23 protein-coding genes are annotated in these 21,978 nt (G+C 73.7%); 11 read left to right on the forward strand and 12 right to left on the reverse strand.

The features are described from left to right. Nucleotides 1-89 precede the first annotated feature (89 nt). A complete protein-coding gene (locus ACFY2A_RS03595) occupies nt 90-890 on the forward strand; it encodes a TetR/AcrR family transcriptional regulator (protein ID WP_387167927.1) in 801 nt (266 codons plus the stop codon). A 9-nt stretch (nt 891-899) separates the two neighbouring features. On the opposite strand, the gene ACFY2A_RS03600 is transcribed toward ACFY2A_RS03595, so the two are convergent. The 8 genes from ACFY2A_RS03600 to ACFY2A_RS03635 are packed head-to-tail and all read right to left on the reverse strand — an operon-like array spanning nt 900 to nt 9,541. Further along, nucleotides 900-1,883 (reverse strand): DNA topoisomerase IB, encoded by a 984-nt coding sequence (locus ACFY2A_RS03600; RefSeq protein ID WP_387167930.1) that lies wholly within the window; start codon nt 1,881-1,883, stop codon nt 900-902. Further along, the gene (locus ACFY2A_RS03605; protein ID WP_387167933.1) at nt 1,867-2,820 is read right to left on the reverse strand and encodes a glycosyltransferase family 9 protein; all 954 of its coding nucleotides are present in this window, start codon (nt 2,818-2,820) and stop codon (nt 1,867-1,869) included. The genes ACFY2A_RS03600 and ACFY2A_RS03605 overlap by 17 nt, the downstream gene beginning before the upstream one ends. Then, nucleotides 2,817-3,512 (reverse strand): SDR family oxidoreductase, encoded by a 696-nt coding sequence (locus tag ACFY2A_RS03610; protein ID WP_387167936.1) that lies wholly within the window; start codon nt 3,510-3,512, stop codon nt 2,817-2,819. The genes ACFY2A_RS03605 and ACFY2A_RS03610 overlap by 4 nt, the downstream gene beginning before the upstream one ends. 55 nt (nt 3,513-3,567) lie before the next feature. Next, nucleotides 3,568-4,998, reverse strand: a complete 1,431-nt coding sequence (locus ACFY2A_RS03615) for a PfkB family carbohydrate kinase (protein ID WP_363918908.1) — start codon at nt 4,996-4,998, stop codon at nt 3,568-3,570. 10 nt (nt 4,999-5,008) lie between these two features. Beyond that, on the reverse strand, nt 5,009-5,662 hold the full coding sequence (locus ACFY2A_RS03620; RefSeq protein WP_387167939.1) for an SIS domain-containing protein: 654 nt from the start codon (nt 5,660-5,662) through the stop codon (nt 5,009-5,011). Then, on the reverse strand, nt 5,662-6,879 hold the full coding sequence (locus ACFY2A_RS03625; protein WP_363918912.1) for a glycosyltransferase: 1,218 nt from the start codon (nt 6,877-6,879) through the stop codon (nt 5,662-5,664). Before ACFY2A_RS03625 ends, ACFY2A_RS03620 begins: the two co-directional genes overlap by 1 nt. After that, nucleotides 6,870-7,841, reverse strand: coding sequence for a glycosyltransferase (locus ACFY2A_RS03630; RefSeq protein ID WP_387167943.1), 972 nt, complete (start codon nt 7,839-7,841; stop codon nt 6,870-6,872). Before ACFY2A_RS03630 ends, ACFY2A_RS03625 begins: the two co-directional genes overlap by 10 nt. Then, nucleotides 7,838-9,541: an HAD-IIIA family hydrolase gene (locus tag ACFY2A_RS03635; protein WP_387168554.1), complete on the reverse strand. Its 1,704-nt coding sequence runs from the start codon at nt 9,539-9,541 to the stop codon at nt 7,838-7,840. The genes ACFY2A_RS03630 and ACFY2A_RS03635 overlap by 4 nt, the downstream gene beginning before the upstream one ends. A 250-nt stretch (nt 9,542-9,791) precedes the next feature. On the opposite strand from ACFY2A_RS03635, the gene ACFY2A_RS03640 reads away from it, so the two are divergent. Then, the gene (locus ACFY2A_RS03640) at nt 9,792-10,229 is read left to right on the forward strand and encodes an SRPBCC family protein (RefSeq protein WP_387167946.1); all 438 of its coding nucleotides are present in this window, start codon (nt 9,792-9,794) and stop codon (nt 10,227-10,229) included. Nucleotides 10,230-10,322: 93 nt separating this feature from the next. Then, nucleotides 10,323-11,090 carry a polyprenol monophosphomannose synthase gene (locus ACFY2A_RS03645; RefSeq protein WP_387167949.1) on the forward strand — a complete coding sequence of 256 codons (768 nt, stop codon included), beginning with the start codon at nt 10,323-10,325 and terminating at the stop codon, nt 11,088-11,090. A 16-nt stretch (nt 11,091-11,106) separates the two neighbouring features. Here the strand turns inward: ACFY2A_RS03645 and ACFY2A_RS03650 are convergent, their stop codons facing one another. Then, on the reverse strand, nt 11,107-12,720 hold the full coding sequence (locus ACFY2A_RS03650) for a phytoene desaturase family protein (protein ID WP_387167952.1): 1,614 nt from the start codon (nt 12,718-12,720) through the stop codon (nt 11,107-11,109). Nucleotides 12,721-12,789: 69 nt separating this feature from the next. Between ACFY2A_RS03650 and ACFY2A_RS03655 the strand changes: the two genes are divergently transcribed. Beyond that, complete coding sequence (locus tag ACFY2A_RS03655) at nt 12,790-14,223, forward strand: aldehyde dehydrogenase family protein (RefSeq protein ID WP_363918920.1); 1,434 nt, start codon at nt 12,790-12,792, stop codon at nt 14,221-14,223. Between the two features lie 121 nt (nt 14,224-14,344). On the opposite strand, the gene ACFY2A_RS03660 is transcribed toward ACFY2A_RS03655, so the two are convergent. Then, entirely contained in the window at nt 14,345-14,746 is a 402-nt protein-coding gene (locus ACFY2A_RS03660) for a ChaB family protein (protein WP_363918922.1), read from the reverse strand. Between the two features lie 140 nt (nt 14,747-14,886). Between ACFY2A_RS03660 and ACFY2A_RS03665 the strand changes: the two genes are divergently transcribed. From ACFY2A_RS03665 to ACFY2A_RS03685, 5 genes are all read left to right on the forward strand, one after another. Next, the gene (locus ACFY2A_RS03665; RefSeq protein ID WP_363918924.1) at nt 14,887-15,864 is read left to right on the forward strand and encodes a YihY/virulence factor BrkB family protein; all 978 of its coding nucleotides are present in this window, start codon (nt 14,887-14,889) and stop codon (nt 15,862-15,864) included. A gap of 45 nt (nt 15,865-15,909) precedes the next feature. Beyond that, nucleotides 15,910-16,326, forward strand: a complete 417-nt coding sequence (locus ACFY2A_RS03670) for a DUF2795 domain-containing protein (RefSeq protein WP_363918926.1) — start codon at nt 15,910-15,912, stop codon at nt 16,324-16,326. A 49-nt stretch (nt 16,327-16,375) separates the two neighbouring features. After that, nucleotides 16,376-16,837, forward strand: a complete 462-nt coding sequence (locus tag ACFY2A_RS03675) for an SRPBCC family protein (protein WP_363918928.1) — start codon at nt 16,376-16,378, stop codon at nt 16,835-16,837. A 141-nt stretch (nt 16,838-16,978) separates the two neighbouring features. Then, nucleotides 16,979-17,236 (forward strand): hypothetical protein, encoded by a 258-nt coding sequence (locus tag ACFY2A_RS03680; protein ID WP_099846597.1) that lies wholly within the window; start codon nt 16,979-16,981, stop codon nt 17,234-17,236. 170 nt (nt 17,237-17,406) lie between these two features. Then, the gene (locus ACFY2A_RS03685) at nt 17,407-17,616 is read left to right on the forward strand and encodes a hypothetical protein (RefSeq protein WP_363918930.1); all 210 of its coding nucleotides are present in this window, start codon (nt 17,407-17,409) and stop codon (nt 17,614-17,616) included. Between the two features lie 73 nt (nt 17,617-17,689). Here the strand turns inward: ACFY2A_RS03685 and ACFY2A_RS03690 are convergent, their stop codons facing one another. Continuing rightward, entirely contained in the window at nt 17,690-18,136 is a 447-nt protein-coding gene (locus ACFY2A_RS03690; RefSeq protein ID WP_387167957.1) for a hypothetical protein, read from the reverse strand. A 159-nt stretch (nt 18,137-18,295) separates the two neighbouring features. On the opposite strand from ACFY2A_RS03690, the gene ACFY2A_RS03695 reads away from it, so the two are divergent. Continuing rightward, nucleotides 18,296-18,667: a DUF6401 family natural product biosynthesis protein gene (locus ACFY2A_RS03695; RefSeq protein WP_363918934.1), complete on the forward strand. Its 372-nt coding sequence runs from the start codon at nt 18,296-18,298 to the stop codon at nt 18,665-18,667. Between the two features lie 69 nt (nt 18,668-18,736). Here the strand turns inward: ACFY2A_RS03695 and ACFY2A_RS03700 are convergent, their stop codons facing one another. Then, nucleotides 18,737-19,597, reverse strand: a complete 861-nt coding sequence (locus ACFY2A_RS03700) for a hypothetical protein (protein ID WP_363918936.1) — start codon at nt 19,595-19,597, stop codon at nt 18,737-18,739. Nucleotides 19,598-19,785: 188 nt separating this feature from the next. On the opposite strand from ACFY2A_RS03700, the gene ACFY2A_RS03705 reads away from it, so the two are divergent. Continuing rightward, on the forward strand, nt 19,786-21,915 hold the full coding sequence (locus ACFY2A_RS03705; protein WP_387167960.1) for a SpoIIE family protein phosphatase: 2,130 nt from the start codon (nt 19,786-19,788) through the stop codon (nt 21,913-21,915). Nucleotides 21,916-21,978 lie beyond the last annotated feature (63 nt).

The following is a 21,978-nucleotide window of genomic DNA, read 5'->3' on the forward strand; positions in this document are numbered from 1 at the left end:
CCTCCACGAATCTGCGTACGACATACGCGTTTCTGCGTAGACCATACGCAGAGGCTATGCTGGCGGTCAACGCCGGCCTGGGAGGTGGAGTGGACGGACCCGACGTCGAGCTGCCCGAGAGCGTCGCGCTCGCCTGGGGCCTGCGCGACCGCCCGAGCCGTGGTCCGAAGCGCAGCCTCAGCCTGGACCAGGTCGTTGCCGCCGGAATCCAGATCGCCCAGGGCGAAGGGCTGGCGGCGGTGTCGATGAGCCGGGTGGCCAACGAACTCGGCGTGGCGACGATGTCGCTCTACCGGTACGTGCCGACCAAGCACGACCTGCTCGACCTCATGGTGGACACCGCGTACGGCCCGCCCCCACGCCCGCGTGGGGCCGACGAGGGCTGGCGACCGGCGCTGGCCCGCTGGGGTGAGGGAAACGTCGCCGCACTGCGCCGACAGCCCTGGATGCGGCACGTGCCGATCAGCGGCCCACCGATCAACCCCAACCAGGTCCGCTGGCTGGAGTACGGGCTCGCCGCCCTGCGCGGCACCGGCCTGCGGGCCAGCGAGCGGATCGCCGCGATCATGCTGGTCAGCGGATACGCCCGCAGCTGGGCCACGCTCACCGTCGACATCGCCGAGGGTGCCGCCCGGACCGGGCAGACCCCGGAGGAGGTGGGCCTGCGCTACTGGCAGCACCTCGCCACGGTCACCGCGCCCGGCCCGTACCCGGCGATCCACGAGCTACTGGCCGAGGGCGACGAGTACGACGACGACACGGACCTCGAATGGCGGTTCGGGCTGGGTCGGATCCTCGACGGGGTGGCGGCGATGATCGAGGCTCGGGCCGCCGTCCCGGCCCGCGAAGCCGGCCTGTCGGGTGGCGACGGTCCGTCCGACGCGGGTTGAGGCGCCCGGTCAGGCCCGCGCGAGCAGGGTCAGCACCGCCTGCTCGGCCTGCTCCGGAGAGATCCCCTCGGTCACCGGGGCGACCACACCGTCGTGGAACAGATCCACCACCCTCGGGTCCACGTACGAGGCGCGGGCCACCGTCGGTGTGTTGCCGAGCAACTCCGCCACCTGCCTCATCACCGCCGCCACCGCCCGACGGCGAGCGGTGACCGACCGGGCGGAGGCCAACGCGGCCAGTTCCGTCGCCGCCCGTACCGTCGCGTGCCAGGTACGGAAATCCTTCGCGGTCATCTCGCCGCCGCTGGCCTCGCGGAGGTAGTCGTTGACCTCGTCGGCCCGTACGTCCCGCCACTGCCGGCCGTCCCAGTAACCGAACAACCGGTCGGCCGCCCGCCGACGCCGACGCAGGTCGGTCAGTACCCGGCACAACTGCGGGTCGGAGATCAGCCGTACCTGCTCGATGCCGCCCTTGGCCGGGAACTCGAACAGCACACAACCCCGGCGGAGCCGGGCGTGCTCGGGGCGCAGGGTCGCCACCCCGAACGTCGGATCCTCACCCGCCGCGTACTGATCGCTGCCGACCCGGAAGGTGCCCATGTCCAGCAGCCGGGTCACCGTCGCCAGCACCCGCTCGCGGCGCAGCCCCCGTACCGCCAGGTCGTGACCGACCCGCTCGCGCAGCAGCGGCAGCCGGCCCGCGACCTCCAGCACGTGCTCGAACTTCGCCTCATCCTGCCGCTGTCGCCACAGCGGGTGGTAGAGGTACTGCTTACGACCGGCCGCGTCGACACCGATGGCCTGGATGTGCCCGTTGGGGTGGGGCGAGATCCACACGTCCCGCCAGGCCGGCGGGATGACCAGGGCACGCAGCCGGGCCAACTCATCGGGGTCGCGTACCGGCTCGCCGCGCGGGCCCAGGAACGACCAGCCCCCGCCCCGTCGGCGTCGCCGGTACCCCGGCCGGCCCGGATCGCTACGCCGCAACCGCACGGTCCACCCGCACCGCCCGCTCCACCTCGTCGACGGCGGCCAGCACCTCGTCCACACCGAGAGCGACCATTGTGGGATGGTCACCTACCCCGTCCCACTCCGGCCATGCGCGCGCGCCGGCCCAGAGCGCCAGATGCCGTCGGCGCTCCGGCGGTGGTCCCCACCGGGCGGGCGGAACCGGGCCGAACAACACCACCGACGGGGTGCGGTAACCGGTGGCCAGGTGTGCCACGCCGGTGTCCCCGCTGACCACCAGGCGCGCCCCGGCGATCAGCGCGGCGAGTTGGGCCAGGTCTGTCCGACCGGCCAGCACCGCGGCGGCGGGCAACCCCGCCTGGTACGCGATCCCGGCGACCACGGTCCGCTCCGACGCGTTGCCGGTCAACACCACCCGGTGCCCCCGCCCGGTCAGCTCCCGGGCCAGTGCCGCGTACCGGCCGGCCGGCCAACGCTTGGCCGGCTCCTTCGAGCCGGGGTGCAGCACCGTGACCCCCCCTGCCGCCAGCTCTGGACCCGGTCGGCGCAGGTCCAGGTCGGTCGGGTCGGCCGGAATCCCGTACCCGCGCAGCAGCCGGCACCAGCGCGCCACCTCGTGCTCGTCGTCGTCCCAGGCCGGTCCGTCGACGTGCGGTGCCTCGGCGTTGGCGAAGGCGAACAGCCGGCCCGGGCGAAGGCCGACCAACAGCCGGTGCGACTGCGGACCCCGGCCGTGCAGGTTGACCGCCACCTCCACCCGCCCGACGGGCCGGTCCAGCCGGGTCAGGCCGTCGGTGGGCAGCAACCGGTCCACCCCGCCGACCAGCTCGACCAGCGGCCCCAGCCAGGCCGGCGCGGCGAGCACCAGCTGCTGGTCCGGGTACGCCACCCGCAACGCCCGCAACGCCGGGACCGCCGTGGCGAGGTCACCGACGCCGAGGGCACGCAGCGCCAGGATCATGGGTACGACGTCTCCTGATCGGCGCAGACCACCATCTCGCGGATCGCGCAGCCGGGCGGCTGGGACAGGGCGAACATGACCGCGGCGGCGGTGTCGGCCGGATCGTTGAGGATCGCGTCCGCCCCCGGCCGGTACTGCGGGTCGCGCTCGTCGAAGAAGGCCGTCCGCATCCCACCCGGGATGAGCAGCGTGACGCCGACCGTGCCGGCCAGTTCGGCGGCGAGCGCCCGGGTGAAGCCGACCACCCCGAACTTCGCCGCGCAGTACGCCGTCGCGTCGCTGACCGCCTTGACGCCGAGGGTCGAGGCCACCGTCACGACGGTGCCCCTGGACGCCGTCAGGAACGGCAGCGCGGCCCGGACCACCGCGGCGGTCGCCAGCAGGTCGACGGCGATGATCCGGTCCCAGGTCTCGCCGGGCACGTCGGCGAGCCGACCGGGCACGTCGATGCCGGCGGCGGTGACCACGGCGTCCAGCCCGCCCACGCGTTCGACCAACTCGCGGGTGGCCGCCTCGGCGCTGCGGGTGTCGGCCAGGTCGCACTCCACCCAGGGCACCCCGTCGGCCGGCGCCCGCCGATCCAGCACCAGAGGCCGACCACCGGCGGCGGCCACCGCCGCCACCACGGCCGCGCCCAGTCCGCTGGAGCCGCCGGTGACCAGCACCGTCCGCCCGGTACCCGACGCGCTCACCGGAAAAACCTCGTTCGCGACTGCGGGGCTCGCAACACCGGCTCACTCCTCACGCTCACCGGACGGTCTCCGTCCGGGTGACCGTCGCGGCGATCAGCTCGGTGGTGGAGCGCCCGTCCAGGTAGGGCACCACCACCGTGTGACCGCCCCACCGACGCAGCAGCTCCGCCTCCGGCAGGCCGTCACCGTCACCGCCGCCGGAGGCGTAGTCGCCGCCCTTGACCCAGACGTCCGGGCGCAGCCAGGACAGCGCCGCCTCCGGCGTCGGCTCGTCGAAGATCATTACCGCGTCGACGCAACTCAACGCGGCCAACAGGCGACTTCGGTCGTCCTGGCGCATCACCGGCCGGTCCGGCCCCTTGAGGCCGGTGATGCTGGCGTCGGAGTTCAGGCACACGATCAGGCAGTCGCCGAGCTGCCGGGCGGCCTGCAACGTCGCCACGTGGCCGGCGTGCAGCAGGTCGAAACAGCCGCCGGTGGCGACGACCGTGCCTCCGGCGGCGCGGACCCGGGCGACCGCGGCGGCGGACGCGGCCACCCCGACCCGATCGCCGGCCACCGCGGCGTGCACCGCCTGCGGGGCACGCCGCACCGGTGCCGGCAGCGCCGTCGCCACACCACCGTCCGCCACGTACGCCGAGGCCTCCGCCACCGCCTCCTGCACCGCCTCGGAGACCAGCGCGCCACGGGCCAGGGCGAGGCCGGCGGCGACGGCGAAACGGTCGCCCGCGCCGCAGGTGTCCCCCTCGGCGGCCACCGGAGCGGGGACCATCAGCGGCGTCGACCCGGCGTGGCTGAGCAGCGCGCCGTCGGCACCGAGGGTCACCGCGACCGCCCCCGCGCGCCACCGCTGTCGCAGCCGCTGCGCCCCCTCGGCGGCGGTGGCCAGCCGGGTGGCGCCGACGGGTGCCTCCATCAGCTCCCGCACCTCCGCCTCGTTCGGGGTGACCAGGTTCGCTCCGGGTACCGCGGCGGGACCACGGGGGTGGGGATCCCACACCAGCGGGGCGCGGATCGAAGCCAGGGCCGCCCGCAGCGCCGGCTGCCGCGCCACCGCGCGGCCGTAGTCGCTGACCAGCACCACCGATGCCCGGTCCAGGACGCGCAGCACCGCCTCGCCCGGCTCCCCCAACTCCCCCACCCCGCCGCCCCGGTCATGGCGCAGCAGCACCCGGCCGCCGGACCGCAACCGGATCTTCTCCGGGGTCGCACCGGCCAGCCGCAGCGGATACACCTGCACGCCGGCGGCGGCGAGCAGCACGCTCAGCCGGGCCCCACCGGCATCGTCGGCCAGGGCGGTCACCAGCACCACCTCGGCACCCTGTGCGGCGGCGAAGACGGCGGAGAGCCCGGCGCCGCCGGGCCGATCCACGTGCGCGATCTCGTCGAGCACGGGCACCGGCGAGTCCGGACACAGCCGGTTGACCACACCCTCGACGTCCCGGTCGAGCAGGGTGTCGCCGACCACCACCACGGGTCCCGTCACGCTTGCCTCCTCACGCCTGCACCGGCCGGGCGGCACCGCCGTCCAGCACCACCTCGACACCGGCCCGCACCGCACCGGCCGCCGGCGCCACCGGTGTCAGCTGATCCGCCATCGCCTGCTCGACGTACTCGCAGAGCAGGTGGCTGGAGACCAGATGCAACTCCTGGACCACCTGGGTGTCCGGCGAGTCCACGGCGAGCACCTCGTGACACGCCTCAGCGAGCGGGTTCGGCACCGGCCCGGTGAACGCCCAGCAGCGCAGTCCCGCCTCCCGACCGGCCCGCGCGGCCGCGAGCAGGTTGCCGCTGCCGCCGCTGGTGGACAGCAACAGCAGCACGTCGTCGGGTCGGCCGTGCGCGCGGACCTGCCGGGCGAACACCTCCTCGTAGCCGTAGTCGTTGCCAATCGCGGTCAACGCCGACGTCTCGGCGTGCAGCGCGATGGCGGACAGCGGCTGACGGTCGTCGCGGAGCTTGCCGACCAGTTCGGCGGTCAGGTGTTGCGCCTCGGCGGCGCTGCCACCGTTGCCGGCGACGAGCAGCCGACCGCCGTCGGTGAGCCGCCGGGCCAGCGCCGCGCCCCACCGGTTGAGCAGCGGCTCGCAGCGCCGGAACGGTGGCAACGCCGCGGTCAGGTGTGCCAGGTGCGCGTCGAGCAGGCTCATCAGGCCACCACCCGGGTCGGTCGGTGCACCGCGGCCACCTCGTCGTAGACCTCGGCGAGGCGCTGCGCGGTGACCGCCCACGAGTAGTGGCGGCGGGCCCGGGCCCGCGCCGCGCCCGCGTACGCGAACCGGCGGATCCGGTCGTCGAGCAGCGCACGCAGCGCCTCCCCCAGCGCGCGCGGATCCCGCGCCGGCACCAGGTCCCCGGTCACGCCGTCGACCACCGTGTCACGCAGGCCGCCGACGGCGGTGGCCACCACCGGCACCCCGCACGCCATCGCCTCCAGCGGGGTCAGCCCGAACGGTTCGTACCAGGGCGCGGCGACCAGGATGTCCGCCGAGCGGTACCAGCGGCCCATCTCCTCCCGAGGCACCGCACCGACCAGGCGAACCCGGTCGGCGACACCGCAACTGCCGGCGAGCGCCCGCAGCCGCCGGGCGTACGGGTCGCTCTCCAGCAGGCCGGCCGGCGGACCACCGACCACGACGCACTCGGCCTCGGGGACGTGCGCCATCGCCCGTACCACCGTCTGGAAGCCCTTGCGTTCCACCAACCGGCCGACGGTGAGGATCCGGGGTCGCCCGGGCTCCCGCTCGGTGGCCGGCCCCAGCGGGGCGAAGGTGGCGAGGTTGACACCGGACGGGATCACCGTCATCGCCGTGCGTGGGACCCCCATCCGGACCAGCTCACCGACCTCGTCGCGGCACTGGGCGATCACCCGGTCGACCGAACGACCCAGTTGGCGTTCGTAGCCGATCCGCCGGGCCGGGCTGGTGTCCTGCACACCCTGGTAACGACGCTTCACCGTGCCAAGGGCGTGGTAGGTCTGCACCACCGGCACCCCGGTCTGCCGGCCGGCCTCCAGCGCGGCGAGCCCACTCATCCAGAAGTGGGCGTGGATCACCTCGGGGGCCCAGTCCCCGCCCCGCCACCTGTCGATCAGCCAGGCGCCGAACGGGCGCATGTGCGGCAGCAGGGCGTCCTTCGCCACCGGCTCGGCCGGCCCCGCCGGCACGTGCACCACGTCGTAGCCGTCCGGGCTGCGTACGGTCACCGGTAGGTCCACCGCGTCGCGGCGGGTGTAGACCCGTACGTCGTGCCCGGCGGCGGCGAGCGCGGCGGAGAGTTCCGCGACGTGCGTGTTCTGGCCACCGGCGTCCTCGCCGCCCAGGATGGCGAGCGGGCTGGCGTGCTCCGAGATCATCGCTATCCGCATACTTCCTCCTCCAGCAGCCGGTCCCAGTCGGTGAGGAAACGGTCGAGGCCGTAACGTTCACGAGCGGCGGCGCGAGCCTCGGCGCCGGCCGCGCGCGCCCGCTGCGGTTCGGCGACGAAGCGGTCGGCGGCCTCCAGCAGGGTGTCGACCCGGGTGGAAAGGGCACCGGCACCCGGTGGCACCGCCATCACCGCTTCGGTGGTGGCCAGCGCCACCACCGGCATGCCCATGGCCATCGCCTCGATCAGGCTCAGCCCCAGCGACGTCCACCGGCACAGGTGCAGGTACGCCCGGCGGCGCGCCAACTCGGCGTGCATCCGGTGCTGCGGCACGTCGTCGTGGCTTTTCAACCGGTCAGCCGGCAGACCGAGGTGCTCGGCCAGCCCGGCCACCTTCATGCCGAAGACGTCCAGCGGGGCGATCTCGGCGAACCGGGGCAGCAGGTCGGTGCCGGTGACCCGCCACCGGCGTACCGGCTCGTTGATCACCACGGCCAGCCGGTCCAGTTCGCCGGTCCAGGCCGCCGTCGGTGCCACGATGCCGTGGTCGACGACAGTGGTGCGGGTGGTACCGGTGTCCCAGAACAGCTCGTTGAACGCGGTCACGTGGGCGATGAGCAGGTCGTCCCGGTCGGCCATCGGGTGGCGGCTGTTGGGGACCTGGCCGTCCTTCGGCGTGTTGTGCTCCACGTAGATCGCCGGCAGGTCCCGGCCGGGCCGGCGACCGAGCCACTGCTCGGCCAGGTCGAGTTCCTCGGGGCGTTGCAGGATCACCAGGTCGACGTCCGCGGTGCGCAACTGTTCCGGGCTCACCTCCGCGGCGCTTTCCGGCCAGGTGTACGTCCGGGCGCGGCCCAGCCCGTACGGCCCCCGGTCCGGGGTGGCCGGGATCAGGTAGCGGTGCTTGCCGTGCACGAACGAGGTGGTCCAGGAACCGTGCACGTGCCAGAGCAGGATGTTCATCGGCCGCCCCCACCGCCGACGGTGGCCACCTCGGGTGCCGTCGTGGGCCCGGCCGGACCGGTGGCCACCCGGTCCGGCGCCACACCCAGCAGTCGCAGCGCGTCGAGGACGGCACCTGGCTCGATGTCGCTCAGGCAGGGATGCCCGGGCACCGGACACCGTGCGGCCCGGGTGTCGCGGCAGGCGGCGCTGGCGTCGCCGAGGCGTACCGTCGGCACCCGCCACGGCCCCCACTGCCCGAAGGGGACGGTGGGGGCGAAGAGGCTGACCACCGGCACGCCGTACGCGGCGGCCAGGTGCGCCGGACCGGTGTTGCCGACCACCACCGCGCCGGCCGCGGCCACGATCCCGGCCAACTCGGCCAGGCCGGTGCGGCCACCGAGATCCCGGCCGTGCCGTCCGGCGATCCGCTCGGTGAGGTCCCGCTCGTGGGGACCGCCGGTGACCACCACCCGGTACCCGGCGGCGCTCAGCTCGTCGGCGATCCGCTCCGCCAACTCGGGCGGGCAACCCCGGGCCGGTGCCGCCGAGCCGGGATGCAGCACCACGTAACCCGGTTCGCCGGCCGCTGGCGGTGGCGGTGGGACCGGGCGCAGTCGCAGGTGCGGTTCGTCGCCCTCGCCGAGCGCGTAACCGGCGGCGGCGGCCAGGGAGAGGGCCCGTTCGGCCTCCGGCACGCCAACCGGCACCCGGTGCCGCACGTCCAGCAGGCTGCCCGGGTAGTCGTCGCTGATCGCCGCGATCCGGGCGACGCCGGCCATCCGCAGCAGTAGCGCCAAGGGCAGCGGCGACTGGTGGAACGAGGTGAAGATGACCGCCTCGTCGGCGGCCACCGCCGCCAGCCGGCTGACCAGGGTGGCCAGCTCCGGCGGATCCACCGACGCGGGGGCCGGGTCGATCCAGGGCAGCCGGTGCTCGATCACCTCGTCGACCCCGGGCAGCAGGTCGGCGGCGGCCCGCCCGCGGGGCCCGCAGAGCAGCACCACCCGCTCGGCCCCGGCGGCGACCGCCCGGATGCCCGGTCCGGTCACCAGCACGTCACCAGCCGAGTCCGACCGCACCACCAGAACGGTGCGACCGCTGCCGGTGCGTCCCGCGCCGGCTCGCCGGGCACCCCTGACTTCGGAACGGTTCCCGGCCCCCGACATCGGCTTCGCCGGGCCCAGTGCGGCCTGACGCCGCAGGATCTCCGCGACGGCCGAGGGCAGGTCGGCGGCCACCCACGGAGCCGCCGCCACCTCCTCGGCGCGGGTCACCGGCGTCGGGACCAGGATGCCGGCCGCACCGGCGGCCAGCGCCGCCGTGACGTCGCGGCCGATGTCACCGACCAGGGCGCAGCGGGTAGGTACGGTGCCCAGCGCCCGAGCTGCGGCGTGCACCAGGCCCGGCCTCGGCTTGCGACACGCGCAGCCGTCCCCGTCGTCGTGGGGACACACCTGCCAGGAGTCGAACGGGCCGAGCAGTGCCTCGATCCGGCGGTGAACCCGGTGCAACTGTCGTTCGGTGAACAGCCCCCGAGCCAACCCGGACTGATTGGTCACCACGGCGAGCTTCAGTCCGGCCGCCCGCAGCCGGTCCAACGCCGGGCGGGCACCCGGCATCGGGCGCACCTTGTCCGGATCCGAGTTGTACGGCACGTCCTCGACCAGGGTGCCGTCCCGGTCCAGCAGGACCGCGTCGAACAGGACCGGGCGGGACATGGTCCGGTCGGATTCGGCCAGCACTCCTGCTGGCCTGCGCTGATCCGGCTCCCCATGGTCCTGTCGCACGGGCGGCGGGTTCCCTGCGCCCCGGTGAGTAAACGTCACCCGCGACGCGGCTGAGGACACCGCGCACCGGCGGCACCCGCACGGCCGCCCGCGGTTGGCCTTACCCGCGGTCCCCGAGAAGCTAACCCGGCCGCCTCGTTAGCCGAGGCCACGGGCCGGGTACCGAGGGGCGGTGGCGGTCGTGGAGAAATTGATCGAGGCACCGGCCGGGCAGGTGTGGGCGGTGCTCGCGGACGGATGGACCTACAGCGACTGGGTGGTGGGCACCGCCCACATGCGCAACGTGGACCAGGACTGGCCCCGGGTGGGCACCCGGCTGTACCACCGAGCCGGTCCCTGGCCGTTCTCCCTGGAGGACTGTTCGACGGTGCTGGCCTGCGAGCCGGGTCGAAAACTCGTGCTCCGGGTGCAACTCTGGCCGGCCGGGGAGGCGGTGGTGGTCTTCACCCTGGAACCCGTCGGCACGGACGCGACCCGGGTGCTGCTCGCCGAGGACTTCGCTGCCGGACCGCTGCGTTGGATCCGCACCAAAATCAACGATCTGGTGCTGCATCTGCGCAACGAGGAGACCTTGGACCGGCTCTCCGACATCGCCCGCCGGCAGAAGACACCGGACTGATCGCGGGCACGGCGACGGGGAGCCATTTCACCCCGGAAGGAACAAGTGGCTACGCTCACGGGGAACCCTGTCCGCAGACCGAGGATGTCCCCCATGATCGAACCCGTCCAGTTGCCCTCGCCGTGGCGGGACGTGCGCCTGACCGTCGTGGTCCCGACCTACAACGAGGCGGGCAACCTGCCGACGCTGGTCGAGCGTCTCCTCGCGCTGCCCCTACCCGGCCTGAAGGTGCTGGTCGCCGACGACAACTCCCCCGACGGCACCGGTGAGGTCGCGGACAAGCTCGCCATAGAGCATCCGGAACGGGTGCAGGTCGTGCACCGGCCGGGCAAGGAGGGTCTGGGCCGGGCGTACGTGGACGGGATCAGCCGGGCCCTCGACGGCGGCGCCGAGTACGTGGCCCAGATGGACGCCGACCTGTCCCACCCGCCGGAGGCGTTGCCGGGCATGCTCGGCACACTGCTGTCCACTCAGGCCGGTGTGGTCATCGGCTCACGCTACGTGCCCGGCGGCGAGCTGGACGAGAACTGGCCGCTGTACCGTCGGGCGCTCAGTGGCTGGGCGAACCTGTACGTGCACACGCTGCTGCGGGTACGCATCCGCGACCTCACCGCCGGTTTCAAGATCTGGCGGGCCGACGCGCTGCGCGACATCGGGCTGGAGCGGGTGCAGTCCAACGGCTACAGCTTCCAGGTCGAGATGCACTACCTGGCCACCAAGTTGGGGCACACCATCCTGGAGGTGCCGATCCGGTTCGAGGAGCGGCGGGACGGTGCCTCGAAGATGACCACCGCCACCAAGATCGAAAGCGCCCTCATGCCGTTCAAGCTCCGTACCCGGCACCGCAACATCGAGCCCTGACCGGTCGGCCCGGCGGTCACGCGTAGACGGCCCGGTGCGCGCTGGCGATCGCCCGTTGGTACAACCCACCGGTGAGGGCCCGGTCGCGAGCCAGCGCCGCACGGGCGGCGTTCGCGCCGGGTGCGCCGTGCACCCCGCCGCCGGGGTGTGCCGACGAGCTGGCCAGGAAGAGCCGGTCCACCGGGGTGTCGGCGCGGCCGAGTCCGGGTACCGGCCGCAGGAAGAGCTGCTGGTAGGGGGCAGCGGTGCCGCCGCCCAGCGCGCCGCCGACCAGGCTCGGGTTCGCCTCCTCCAGCTCGGCCGGGCCGGCCACGTGCCGGCCCACGACCAGACTGCGGAACCCGGGGGCGGCGGCTTCCAGCACCGTCTCCATCCGCTCGACGTGGGCCATGATGTCGTCGGCCCGCCAGTGCCGGCGAAACGGCAGGTGGGTGTACGACCAGAGCGACTCGGTGCCCGGCGGCGAGTGGCTCGGGTCAGCCACCGACATCTGCCCCACCAGCAGGAACGGGTCCGGCGGCAGCTCGCCCAGGGCCAGCGTGGCGGCGTAACCGGTAAGCCCGTTGAGATCCGCTCCCAGGTGCACCGTGCCGACGGTGGACACGCGGCGGTTCGTCCAGGGCATCGGGGCGGACAGCGCCCAGTCCACCTTCAGCGTGGACCCGTCCCAGCGGAAGTGTTCCAGGTCGGCCACCAGTCGCGGGGGCAGCACGGCCGGGCCGACCAGATCCAGGTACAGCGCGGGCGCGGGCACGTCGGCGAGCACCGCCCGACGGGCCCGCCAGTTGGTACCGCCGACGGTGCGTACCCCCACCGCCCGGCCCCGGGCGACCAGGATCCGGTCCACCCGGGCGCCGTACAGAATCCGGCCGCCCCGCTCGGCCAACCGGGCCACCAGCGCGTCGGTGATCTTCTGCGCGCCGCCCTCCGGCACCGGCCAGCCGACCTGCTGGCCGAGCATGGCGAGCAGCCACCCGTAGACGCCGGAGCCGGCCTCCTCGGTGGACAGGTCGGTGTGCAGGGCGCAACCGGCGAGCAACGCCGGCCCGCCGGCACCGGTGAACAGTTCCTCACCGAGCCGGCTCGCCGGCAGCACCAGCCGCCGGGCCAGCCGCAGCGAGCCGCCGACCCGCAGCCGGCGCAGCAGGCCGAGGCCGCCGCGTACCGGCGGGAACGGAGTGGTGATCAGCTCCAGCATCGGGTCGGCGACCTGCTGCCACTGCTCGTACGCGGTCAGCCAGCGCTCGCCGTCACCGGGGGCAAAGGTCTCCAGTGACGCCGCCGTGACGGTGGGGTCGCGGTTGAGCACGGCGGCCCGGTCGTCGGGGAACAGGTGGGCCAGCACGTCGGGGGCGTGCCGCCAGGAGAGCCCGTACCGGGTCAGGCCGAGCCCGCGCAGCACCGGCGAGGCGTAGCCGAGCGGGTAGAACGAGCTGAAGAGGTCACTGAGGTAGCCGGGCGCGGCCACCTCGGCCGAGCGCACCGCCCCGCCGGGTACCCCGGTCGCCTCCAGCACCAGCACGTCCCAACCCGCGTCGGCCAACAGGTTGGCGGCGACCAGGCCGTTGTGTCCGGCACCGACGACGACGGCGTCGGCCCGCTCGGCACCGAGGGAACCTGGCGAAGTCATCCGAGGACGCTACCCCGAGTCGTTCCGACGAAACGTTTGCCGGGGCCGGGCCCGGGCATGCAGCGCGCCATGTACACGGTCACGCAGCTCATCGGTGGGGTCTGGGGTGCCGGCGGGGAGGCCGGCGAGTTGACGGTGCACGATCCGGCCGATGGCCGCCCGGTGACCAGCGCCCCGATCGCCACCGCTGACGAGGTCGACAAGGCGGTGGCGGCGGCGCGGGGAGTCGCGTCCGAGTGGGCCGCGACGGCCCCGGCGGCGCGGGCCGCGGCGCTGCACCGGATCGCCGACGCGGTCAGCGAGATCGCCGACGACCTGGCGCAGGCGACGACGGCCGAGATGGGCAAGCCTCTCGCGGACGCCCGGGGCGGCGTCGAGGCGGGCGTCGCCACCCTGCGGCAGTACGCCGAACTCGCGCCGGCCCGGGGCGGCCGTACCCTGCACGGCGATCCCGCCGCGATCGACTTCATGACGCCACAGCCGCGTGGCGTGGTGGCTGCCATCACGCCGTGGAACGACCCGGTCGCCGTGTCGTGCGGGCTGCTCGGTGCGGCCCTGGTCACCGGGAACGTGGTGCTGCACAAGCCCAGCGAGCGCACCCCCGCGACGGGGTGGCTGCTGGCCCGCGCATTCGACACCGCCCTGCCGGCCGGGGTGCTGTCGCTGCTCAGCGGCGGCCCGACGACCGGCGCGGCGTTGGCCGCCGCCGAGGTGGACATGGTCGCCCACGTGGGGTCCAGCGCCACCGGCCGGGCGATCGCCACGGCCGCGGCCGGCACCGGCGCCAAGGTGCTGCTGGAGAACGGTGGCAGCGACCCGCTGATCGTCGACGCCGACGTCGACCCGAACTGGGCCGCCGGTGAGGCCGCCCTGGGCGCCTTCGCCAACGCCGGACAGATCTGCGTCGCGGTGGAGCGGATCTACGCCCACCGCGACGTCGCCGAGGACTTCGTGGACGCGCTGGTCGAGCGGGCCGCCGCACTGCGGGTCGGACCGGGGCGCGACCCGGACACCCAGCTCGGCCCACTGGTCGACCGGCGCCATCGCGATCAGGTCCACGGGCAGGTGATCGCGGCGATGGCGGACGGCGCCCGGCTGCGCGTCGGCGGCACCCTGCCGGAGGGGCCGGGTGCCTTCTACCCGGCGACCGTGGTCGACCGCTGCCGGCACGACCTGGCGTTGATCCGCGAGGAGACGTTCGGCCCGGTCGCCGCCGTGGTGGTGGTCGACTCGTTCTCCGAGGCGCTGCGATGCGCGGCCGACTCACCGTACGGGTTGGCGGCGACCGTGCTGACCGGGTCGATGAGCCACGCCCAGCGGGCCTGGCGGGAGCTGCCGGTGGGCACCGTGAAGGTGAACGCGGTCTTCGGCGGCGCGCCGGCCGGTGCCGCGCACCCCCGCCGGGGCAGTGGTCAGGGCTTCGGTTACGGACCGGAGCTGCTCGACGAGTTCACCGCCACCAAGGCGGTACACATTCAGGCACCCGGCGGCGGCCACTGGTGAACCGGCGGCTCGGACCGGGCGTGCCGCAGGGGCCCGGCCCGGCGCGTACGCCGGTCGGGCCCCTGTCGACGAACGGCGGGCTCGGCCCGCCACGGGCCGTGTGGGTCGACGAACGGTCGGCTCAGCGGCCGCGGGCCTTGCGGGTCTGGCGGTCGTTGGCCTTCTGGATGGCCTTGACCAGTTCCGGCTTGGTCATGCTCGACCGCCCCGACACGTCCAGTTCGCGGGCCACCCCCATGAGGTGTTCCTTGGGGGCGTTCGCGTCGACCCCACCGGCGGTCGGTGCCCGCCGGGCGGGGCCACCGCCGGCGGCCTGCTGGTCGCTGGGGCCCTTGCGGCCCTTCGGCTCCCAGTGGTCGCCGACCTTCTCGAACTCGTGCTTGACGGCGGCGAACGCGGTGCGGTGCGCCCGCTCGCCCTCGCCGTAGGTCTCGACCGCGGAATCGTGTGTCTTCTCCCAGGTGCGCTGGGCCTTCTCCGGGGAGCGCCGCAGCGTGCTGGGCAGTACCTCGCGCCCGGGCATCTCGATCCTCCTCCGTGTGCGAGCGATTCGGATTGGTGTACCCGGGCGGTGCGGCGGCAAACGTCGGCGGCGTTTGCCGCTCGACCACGCCGGGTACCGGCGGGGCCAGCTACGGTGCCCGCAGTGCCCAGGGAGCGGCTATGACGACGACGAACCCCGACGCCCCGTCGACCGATCCGCCGGTGCCGGGGCTACCCGGGATCCGCCAGCTCCGCTGGCAGACCTGGCGTGGCGTGCTGGTCCGCGCCGGACGCAACTACCTGCGGGACAACTGCACGGACTGGGCCGCCGCGCTCACCTACTACGGGGTGCTGGCGCTGTTCCCCTCCACCGTCGTGGTGGTGGCCCTGGTCGGTCTGGTCTCCGACGGTGAACGCACCGTCGACACGGTGCTCGATCTGGCCCGCGACGTCGGTGCCGGCTCCGTGGTGGCGAACGAGAGTTTCGTCGGCGTGGTCCGCGAGGTGGTGGACCAGAACAGCTCCGCCGGGGTGCTGCTCAGCTTCGGTCTGCTCGGCGCGCTCTGGTCGGCCTCGAACTTCATCGCCTCGTTCACCCGGGCCTCGAACGCGATCTACGGCGTGGTCGAGGGACGGCCGGTGTGGAAGCTGCGCCCGACGCAGATCGGACTGGCTGCCCTGTCGCTGGTGCTGCTCGCCACCGTGGCCGCCGGTCTGATCGTCAGCGGCCCGGTCGCCGACGCGGTCGGTGACCTGGTGGGGGCCGGCGGTGCGGCCCGCACCGCGTGGGCGGTGGCCAAGTGGCCGGCGCTTGCGTTGATCGCGATGCTGTTGATGTCCCTGCTGTTCTGGGTCGCCCCGAACGTGCGTCAGCCACGCTTCCGCTGGCTCACCCCCGGCGGGGTGGTGGCCCTGACCACCTGGGCGCTCGGCTCCTTCGGCTTCGGGTTGTACGTGGCGAACTTCGGCTCGTACAACACCACGTACGGCAGCCTCGGAGCGGTGATCGCGTTCCTGGTCTGGCTCTACCTGTCCAACTCCGCGCTGATGCTCGGTGTTCAGATCAACGCCGAACTCCAGCGGGGACGGCGGCTCCAGTCCGGCCGGGAGGACGCCGACGAGCCGGTGCTGCCGCCGCGGTCGCCGGCCGGTGCGTGACCGCTCACCGGTTTACCACCCGTCCCGCCGGGTAGCGCAGAAGACATGGATCGCGGCAGCAGCAAGCACTCACCGAGGGTCGACGAGCAGATGAGCCAGGAGGTCAGCGGCCTCGTGCAGGGGCCGGGGACCGGCGGCTCACGGGTCGACGAGTTCCGCGTCCCGGAGCCCGCGGGAGAGGACCAGCCGGAGCCGACCACGGCGCCGGCCGGCGACCTGCGCAGCGGCGCTCCCCAGGGCATGACCTCCGAGGACGTCGAGGCCCGCAGCCGGTTGGGGCGGTTCATCACGATGAGCGCCCTGCCCGGGGACCGGGCCGCACTGCTCGCCAACGCGCGCGAGAACGAGGCCCCCGACGACGTACTGGCCGCGTTGGAGCGCCTGCCCGAGAGCACCCGGTACCAGACGGTGTCCGAGGTGTGGGCGGCGCTCGGCCACACCAACGAGACAACGCGCTGGTAGGTGGACCCGACCGGTCCGCAAGCCTCACCAAGCGCAGGGAAGGATGCTGATGAGTGGCGTAATTGAGCATGTCGACGTGGCCGTCCCGGTGCGGACGGCGTACGACCAGTGGACCCAGTTCGAGGAGTTTCCGCAGTTCATGGAGGGCGTGCAGGAGATTCGCCAGGTCTCCGACACGATGACCCACTGGACCGTCGAGATCGCCGGGGTCAAGCGGGAGTTCGACGCTGAGATCACCGAGCAGCTGCCCGACGAGCGGGTGGCGTGGCGGTCGACCGGCGGCACCCAGCACTCCGGGGTGGTCACCTTCCACCGACTGGACGAGAACAGCAGCCGGGTCAGCCTCCAGTTGGAGTTCGACCCGCACGGCGTCATCGAGCAGGCCGGCGACAAGCTCGGCGTGGTCGACCGCCGGGCCAAGGGCGACCTGCAACGGTTCAAGACGTTCATCGAGCGGCGCGGTCAGGAGACCGGTGCGTGGCGCGGGCAGGTCGACCGTCCGCAGCCCTGATCCCGGATGAGACCGTCGACGGCCGCCGGGTGTCCCCGGCGGCCGTCGCCGCGTGCACCGGATCCGGTGCCCTACCGCCGAACGATCACGCCCGGCCCGGGGGTGCCGTTTGCGACGACGGCGCGGGGGTACCGCGATGGCATGACCGACGACAGGGCGTGGCGCAACGAGGAACGACTCCCGCTGGAGGAACTGGACCGGGCCGTCGCCCGGTCCACGCTCGACGGGCAGGCCGACGACGTGACCGGCAACGACGCCGGAGAAGAAGCCGCCTTCGGGCACGGCCCCGAGGCGGCCGACCGGGGTGGCGAGGTGCCCGGTACCGGCCGCGAACCCACCGATCCGGACCGCGCCTACCGCCCCTCCACCACCGGGCGCACCGGCCCGGACACTCTCTGACACCACCACGGGTACGCGTTCCGGGCCGCGGCAGCGGTCCGTGAGGTACCCGGAGCGCGACAGCCGGCAGCGGAAACAGGTCAGCCGAACGGACGGCGAATTCGGACAGCTCAGGCAGAATCGGCCGTTCGGCTGACGGCAATGGCCGCGTCGCGCGCAAGACTTTCGGAATGCATCAGGGCTCCGGCTTCCTCTCCACGCGTCAGCGTCGCCTGGCATGGCTCGGCTTCCTCCTCGCCGCAGTGCAGGCACCCGTCTCCGCCAGGCTGGTCGACGACAGCTCGTGGCTGTTCAGCCTCTGCGTCGCGCTGATGGTGGCGACCGTGATCATCGCCGACGACGCCGCGCGGCGCCGCCCGGCGGACGCGCCTTCCGAGTAGGGGCTGCCCGAGGTCACCGGCCGGGTCGAGGCGGCACACTTCGCCGGCCGCGCGCCTCGGCCGGGCCGAGGGCTCATGGTTCGCCAACCGGGCGCGCCTCGTGGCCCGAACGCCCGTGTGTCCGGCGGCGTTCCTTCATCTCCGCCTCGTAGAGGTGCCGTCGGCCACCGACCAGTTGGTCACGTGCCGACCGGTCCAGGTCGCGGAACACCGCGTGGTATCCGTCGTCGAAGTCCTCGACGATCTGGAACGTCCACCGACCGGCGATGACGTTGCGGCCCACCAGTTCGTCGGCGATCCGGTCGGCGATCCCGGGGTGCCCGGCGTCGCGGAACATCCGTACCGCGTCGTCGAGCATCAGGTCGGCGTGCCCGATGAGCTGGTGCAGCGAGTAGAGATGGCCACGGGCGCGTTCCACGCACTCCAGGGCCTCGCTGAGCTTGCCGAGGGCGGCCACCGTGTCGTCGCTCACTCCGGCCGGACGCCGGTGCTGCTCGTCGGGCCCGTCGGTGGTGTCCATCCGTACCTCCTGGTGCCGGTCGTGCCGCAGCGTCCGCTTACCCGCCGTCCGCCGCGCCCGACTCGATCCCCTCGGACACCTGCCGGGCACCGCCGCGGATACCGGGACCGTCCGAGCGGCCGAGGTCGCGACGCTGCGGGTTGGCTACATTCGTTCCCCATGCGCGTGCCGTCGAACCGGGTCGTCTCCCCCACCGCCGTCGACTGGACCCGGTCCAGTCTGGTCACGCTCGCCAACGCCGTGGGGCTGGACGGGCTCGCCGCCGCCTCCGCCCGGCCGGGGCTGCTCGCCGCCGTGGACCAGCACGCCGCCGCGGTGCGTGACAGCCTGCGCGGGGACCGGCGGCCGTTGACCGCCGCAGCCCTCGCCGGTTACGCCGACGGTGTGCGCGCCGCCGCCGAGGAGTACGGCTGGCAGCCGGCCACCCCGATCGACTGGGCGGAGGCGGACTGGGTACTGCTGCGCCTGCTCGCGGTCTGCGCGCTTACGGCCGCGCTAGACACCCCGGCGCCGCAGCCACCACCGTTGTGAGGTGGGACGGGTGCCCGCCATGCGGCGGACACCCGTCCCAGTGCGACCGGCAACGCGACCGAAGCACCGTCACGGACGGAACTGCTGGGTCTCGTCGCCCGCGTTGCCGGACTGGTAGGTACCCCGTCCCCCGGCCATCGAGGACTCCGATCCCCGGGCGGCCGGCTGGGCCGCGCCGGTCCGGTCGGCCATCTGCCGCTGCATGTCGCCGCGACCGGCCTCGGCACCCTGCCGCTGCTCGCGGATCGCCCGCGACTCCTCGGCCGCTCTGGTGAGCCAGCCTTCCCAGCGGTTCTGCATCGGCCGCACCAGACCACCACCGACGCCGATGATCAGGATGCCGGCCACCGTGGCGAGCACCGCGATCAGCACGGGCTGGGTGACGGTGGTGGCGATACCCACCTGGTTGAGCGCCGCGATGACGCCCAGCGCGATGATGAAGATCGCCGTCACGTCGGCCAGGAAGCGGCCGTACGACAGCCCGCCGAGCGCCCCGGTGACGAGATCCCGCACCGCGTTGGCGATCGCTGCGGCCACCACCACGATGACGATCGCGACGAACGCCCGGGGCAGCCACGCCACCACGCCGGCGATCAGATCGCTGATCGCGTTCGGCCCCCAGACGCCGAAGGCGAACTGAAGGGTGAACAGCAGCACCGCGTAGTACGCGAGCCTCGCCAGGATGTCACTGGCGTCGTACCGCGTCCGCTCCAGCGCACGCTTGATACCGCCCCGTTCGACCCACCGGTCGAACCCCACCCGTTCCAGGACCGTGTCCACGATCTTGAGCACGGCTCTGGCGATGAGCCATCCGACCACGAGAATCGCGATGAACGCGATGGCCCGGGGCACGAACAGCAGCACCGACCTCCACATGTCGGCCGCGGCGTCACCGATGTTGACCTGCCTGGCCGCGAGGGTTTCCGGCATGACGTCCCTCCTGTCGCATGGATTGCCCCGCGCGCTTACCCCTTCCCCCGGCCAGCACGCCGCTCCGATCACCCCCTTTTTCTGGACAGACCGCACCGGAACGGCTCTGACCTGCGCTGACGTCCCGACCCGGCGCGCCCGGCCGATGATCGGGAACGCCGGTCGAGCGGGCGGACTAGGCTGCGTTCATGCCAGGAACGGTCGGGCGAGTACCCACGCCAGCAGGCCCGCTGCCGGGCACGGCGGTGCCGGGCACGGCGACCGTCGCCGGCCACCCCCGCTGGGGTGCCACGGTGCTCGGCCCGTACGAGTCGTGGGATCCCGCCGTCCGCGCGACCGTCGAGGTGGTGCTCGCCTCTCCGGCCCCGATGGCCCTGCACCTCGGCGCGGAGTTGCTGCTGCTGTACAACGACGCGTACGCCGACCTGATCGGCGACCGGCACCCGGAGGCCATCGGCCGTCCCCCCGCCGAGGTCTTCGCCGAGGTCTGGCAACGCCCCGGGGTGGGTGACGTCGTCGAGCAGACCTATCGCACCGGCGTTCCCGTCCTGGACCGGGAGATCCCGCTCCCCCTGCACCCTGCCGCCGTCGCCCTCGACCAGCCCGTCTACACCCGTGCCTGCTCACCGGTGCGGGACAGCCACGGCCGGGTCGTCGGCGTGCTGTCCGTGGTGGCCGAGACCAGCCCGGCCACCCGCCAGTTGCAGGGCCTCAGCGATTTCGCCGCGGCGCTCGCCGGCACGCTCACCCTGGACGACGTGGCCCGGGTGGCAATGCGCTACGCGATCACCTCGTTCGACGCCGACCGGGTCTCCTTCGCGGTGGACGACGGGGGCGGTGGCAGCGGGTGGCGGATGGTCCGGCGGGTCCGCGGCGAGTTGGTGGACGAGGCGGACGAGCGGCTGCCCCCGCTGTGGCGGCGCGGCCCGGCCGGCTGGTCGGCTCCTTCGGTGGTCAGTGCCCGCAGCGGCCAGGCCAGCTTCATCGACGACGGCCAGCCCCTGCACGAGATCGCGGCGGACCGGCACGACGAGAAGATCCGGGCCCTGGCGGCGGTACCGCTGCGGGCCTCGGTGGTCCGGGGAGCGCTGACGGTCGGCTACCGCTCGGCGCATCCGTGGTCGGCGGCGGAGCGGGCACTGCTGGCAGCCTCGGCCGAACTGGTCGGGCAGGCCACCGAACGGGCCCGCCGGTTCGAGACCCAGCACGGCACCGCCCAACTGCTGCAACGCAGCATGCTGCCGGAGAACCTGCCGGTCCTGCCCCGCCTGCGGATCGCCGCGCGTTACGACCCGGGGGTCGACGGCAACGCCGCGGGCGGGGACTTCTACGACGCGTTCGTGCTGCCCACCGGCGACCTGGGTGTGGTCCTCGGCGACGTCGCCGGCCATGACGTGCAGGCCGCCGCACGGATGGGCCAGGTACGCGCCGCGCTGCGGGCGCTGGCGCTCAACGACCCCCGCCCGGACCAGGTGCTCGCCGGGCTCGACCGGCTGGTGGGCAGCCTCGGTGCCGAGGCCGGCACGTACGAGCTGTTCGTCACCGTGGCGTTCGGCGTCATCGACGTCGGCCGGGAGGAGCTGACCCTGGCCAGCGCCGGTCATCCGGCACCACTGGTGCGTCGCTGTGCGGCGACGGGTGAGCCGAGGGCCGAGTACCTCGACGTGCCCTCCGGTGCCCCGTTGGGGATCGGCTACCGGGCGGCGACGCGTACCGTCGCGTTCTCGCCCGGCGACACGCTGCTGCTGTTCAGCGACGGTGTGGTGGAACGACGCCGGCGCGGGTTGTCGGACGGCCTGGAACGCCTGGCGGAGTCGGTGGCCGGGGCACCCAGCGGCGACCCGAGGTCGTTGTGCGCGGTGGCCTCCGCGGCCGTGCCCGGCGCGACCGAGGACGACGTGGCCGTGCTCGCTGTCGAGTACGCGGTGCGGCCGAGCCGGTCGGCGCGGATGGAGGTGCCCGCCGAGCCGACCGCGCCGAGCCGGGTGCGGCACTGGATGACCGCCCAGCTCACCGAGTGGGAGGTCGCGGAGTCGGTGATCGGCGCGGCGGTGCTGTGCACCAGCGAGCTGACCACCAACGCGTTGCTGCACGCCGGCACCGCGGCTCGGGTGGAGGTCGATCTCAGCCCGGAGCGCCTGCTCGTGTCGGTGGCCGACTCGGGTTCCCGGGGCACGGTGAGCCGGGCCCGCACGGAGACGCTGAGCAGCCGCGGACGCGGGTTGGGTCTGATCGAGGAGCTGAGCGACGCCTGGGGCACCGACCCCACCGTCCGCGGCTCGACGGTCTGGTTCGAGATCCTGCTCCCACCCGCCTGAGCACTCCACGGAGGCTGACGCCGCTCGCCGTCGGTCACCGGCCGGCACCGTCGTCACCGGGCG

Source organism: Micromonospora sp. NPDC000442 (assembly GCF_042898635.1).
In the GTDB taxonomy this organism is placed as follows: domain Bacteria; phylum Actinomycetota; class Actinomycetes; order Mycobacteriales; family Micromonosporaceae; genus Micromonospora.

What these genes read in the sequence shown, in the direction of transcription:
- ACFY2A_RS03605 (WP_387167933.1), bottom strand. Translation starts at nt 2,820, where the DNA reads ATGATCCTGGCGCTGCGTGCCCTCGGCGTCGGTGACCTCGCCACGGCG.
- ACFY2A_RS03620 (WP_387167939.1), bottom strand. Translation starts at nt 5,662, where the DNA reads ATGAGCCTGCTCGACGCGCACCTGGCACACCTGACCGCGGCGTTGCCA.
- ACFY2A_RS03625 (WP_363918912.1), bottom strand. Translation starts at nt 6,879, where the DNA reads ATGCGGATAGCGATGATCTCGGAGCACGCCAGCCCGCTCGCCATCCTG.
- ACFY2A_RS03630 (WP_387167943.1), bottom strand. Translation starts at nt 7,841, where the DNA reads ATGAACATCCTGCTCTGGCACGTGCACGGTTCCTGGACCACCTCGTTC.
- ACFY2A_RS03635 (WP_387168554.1), bottom strand. Translation starts at nt 9,541, where the DNA reads ATGTCCCGCCCGGTCCTGTTCGACGCGGTCCTGCTGGACCGGGACGGC.
- ACFY2A_RS03645 (WP_387167949.1), top strand. Translation starts at nt 10,323, where the DNA reads ATGATCGAACCCGTCCAGTTGCCCTCGCCGTGGCGGGACGTGCGCCTG.
- ACFY2A_RS03650 (WP_387167952.1), bottom strand. Translation starts at nt 12,720, where the DNA reads ATGACTTCGCCAGGTTCCCTCGGTGCCGAGCGGGCCGACGCCGTCGTC.
- ACFY2A_RS03655 (WP_363918920.1), top strand. Translation starts at nt 12,790, where the DNA reads ATGTACACGGTCACGCAGCTCATCGGTGGGGTCTGGGGTGCCGGCGGG.
- ACFY2A_RS03660 (WP_363918922.1), bottom strand. Translation starts at nt 14,746, where the DNA reads ATGCCCGGGCGCGAGGTACTGCCCAGCACGCTGCGGCGCTCCCCGGAG.
- ACFY2A_RS03665 (WP_363918924.1), top strand. Translation starts at nt 14,887, where the DNA reads ATGACGACGACGAACCCCGACGCCCCGTCGACCGATCCGCCGGTGCCG.
- ACFY2A_RS03670 (WP_363918926.1), top strand. Translation starts at nt 15,910, where the DNA reads ATGGATCGCGGCAGCAGCAAGCACTCACCGAGGGTCGACGAGCAGATG.
- ACFY2A_RS03675 (WP_363918928.1), top strand. Translation starts at nt 16,376, where the DNA reads ATGAGTGGCGTAATTGAGCATGTCGACGTGGCCGTCCCGGTGCGGACG.
- ACFY2A_RS03680 (WP_099846597.1), top strand. Translation starts at nt 16,979, where the DNA reads ATGACCGACGACAGGGCGTGGCGCAACGAGGAACGACTCCCGCTGGAG.
- ACFY2A_RS03685 (WP_363918930.1), top strand. Translation starts at nt 17,407, where the DNA reads ATGCATCAGGGCTCCGGCTTCCTCTCCACGCGTCAGCGTCGCCTGGCA.
- ACFY2A_RS03690 (WP_387167957.1), bottom strand. Translation starts at nt 18,136, where the DNA reads ATGGACACCACCGACGGGCCCGACGAGCAGCACCGGCGTCCGGCCGGA.
- ACFY2A_RS03695 (WP_363918934.1), top strand. Translation starts at nt 18,296, where the DNA reads ATGCGCGTGCCGTCGAACCGGGTCGTCTCCCCCACCGCCGTCGACTGG.
- ACFY2A_RS03700 (WP_363918936.1), bottom strand. Translation starts at nt 19,597, where the DNA reads ATGCCGGAAACCCTCGCGGCCAGGCAGGTCAACATCGGTGACGCCGCG.
- ACFY2A_RS03705 (WP_387167960.1), top strand. Translation starts at nt 19,786, where the DNA reads ATGCCAGGAACGGTCGGGCGAGTACCCACGCCAGCAGGCCCGCTGCCG.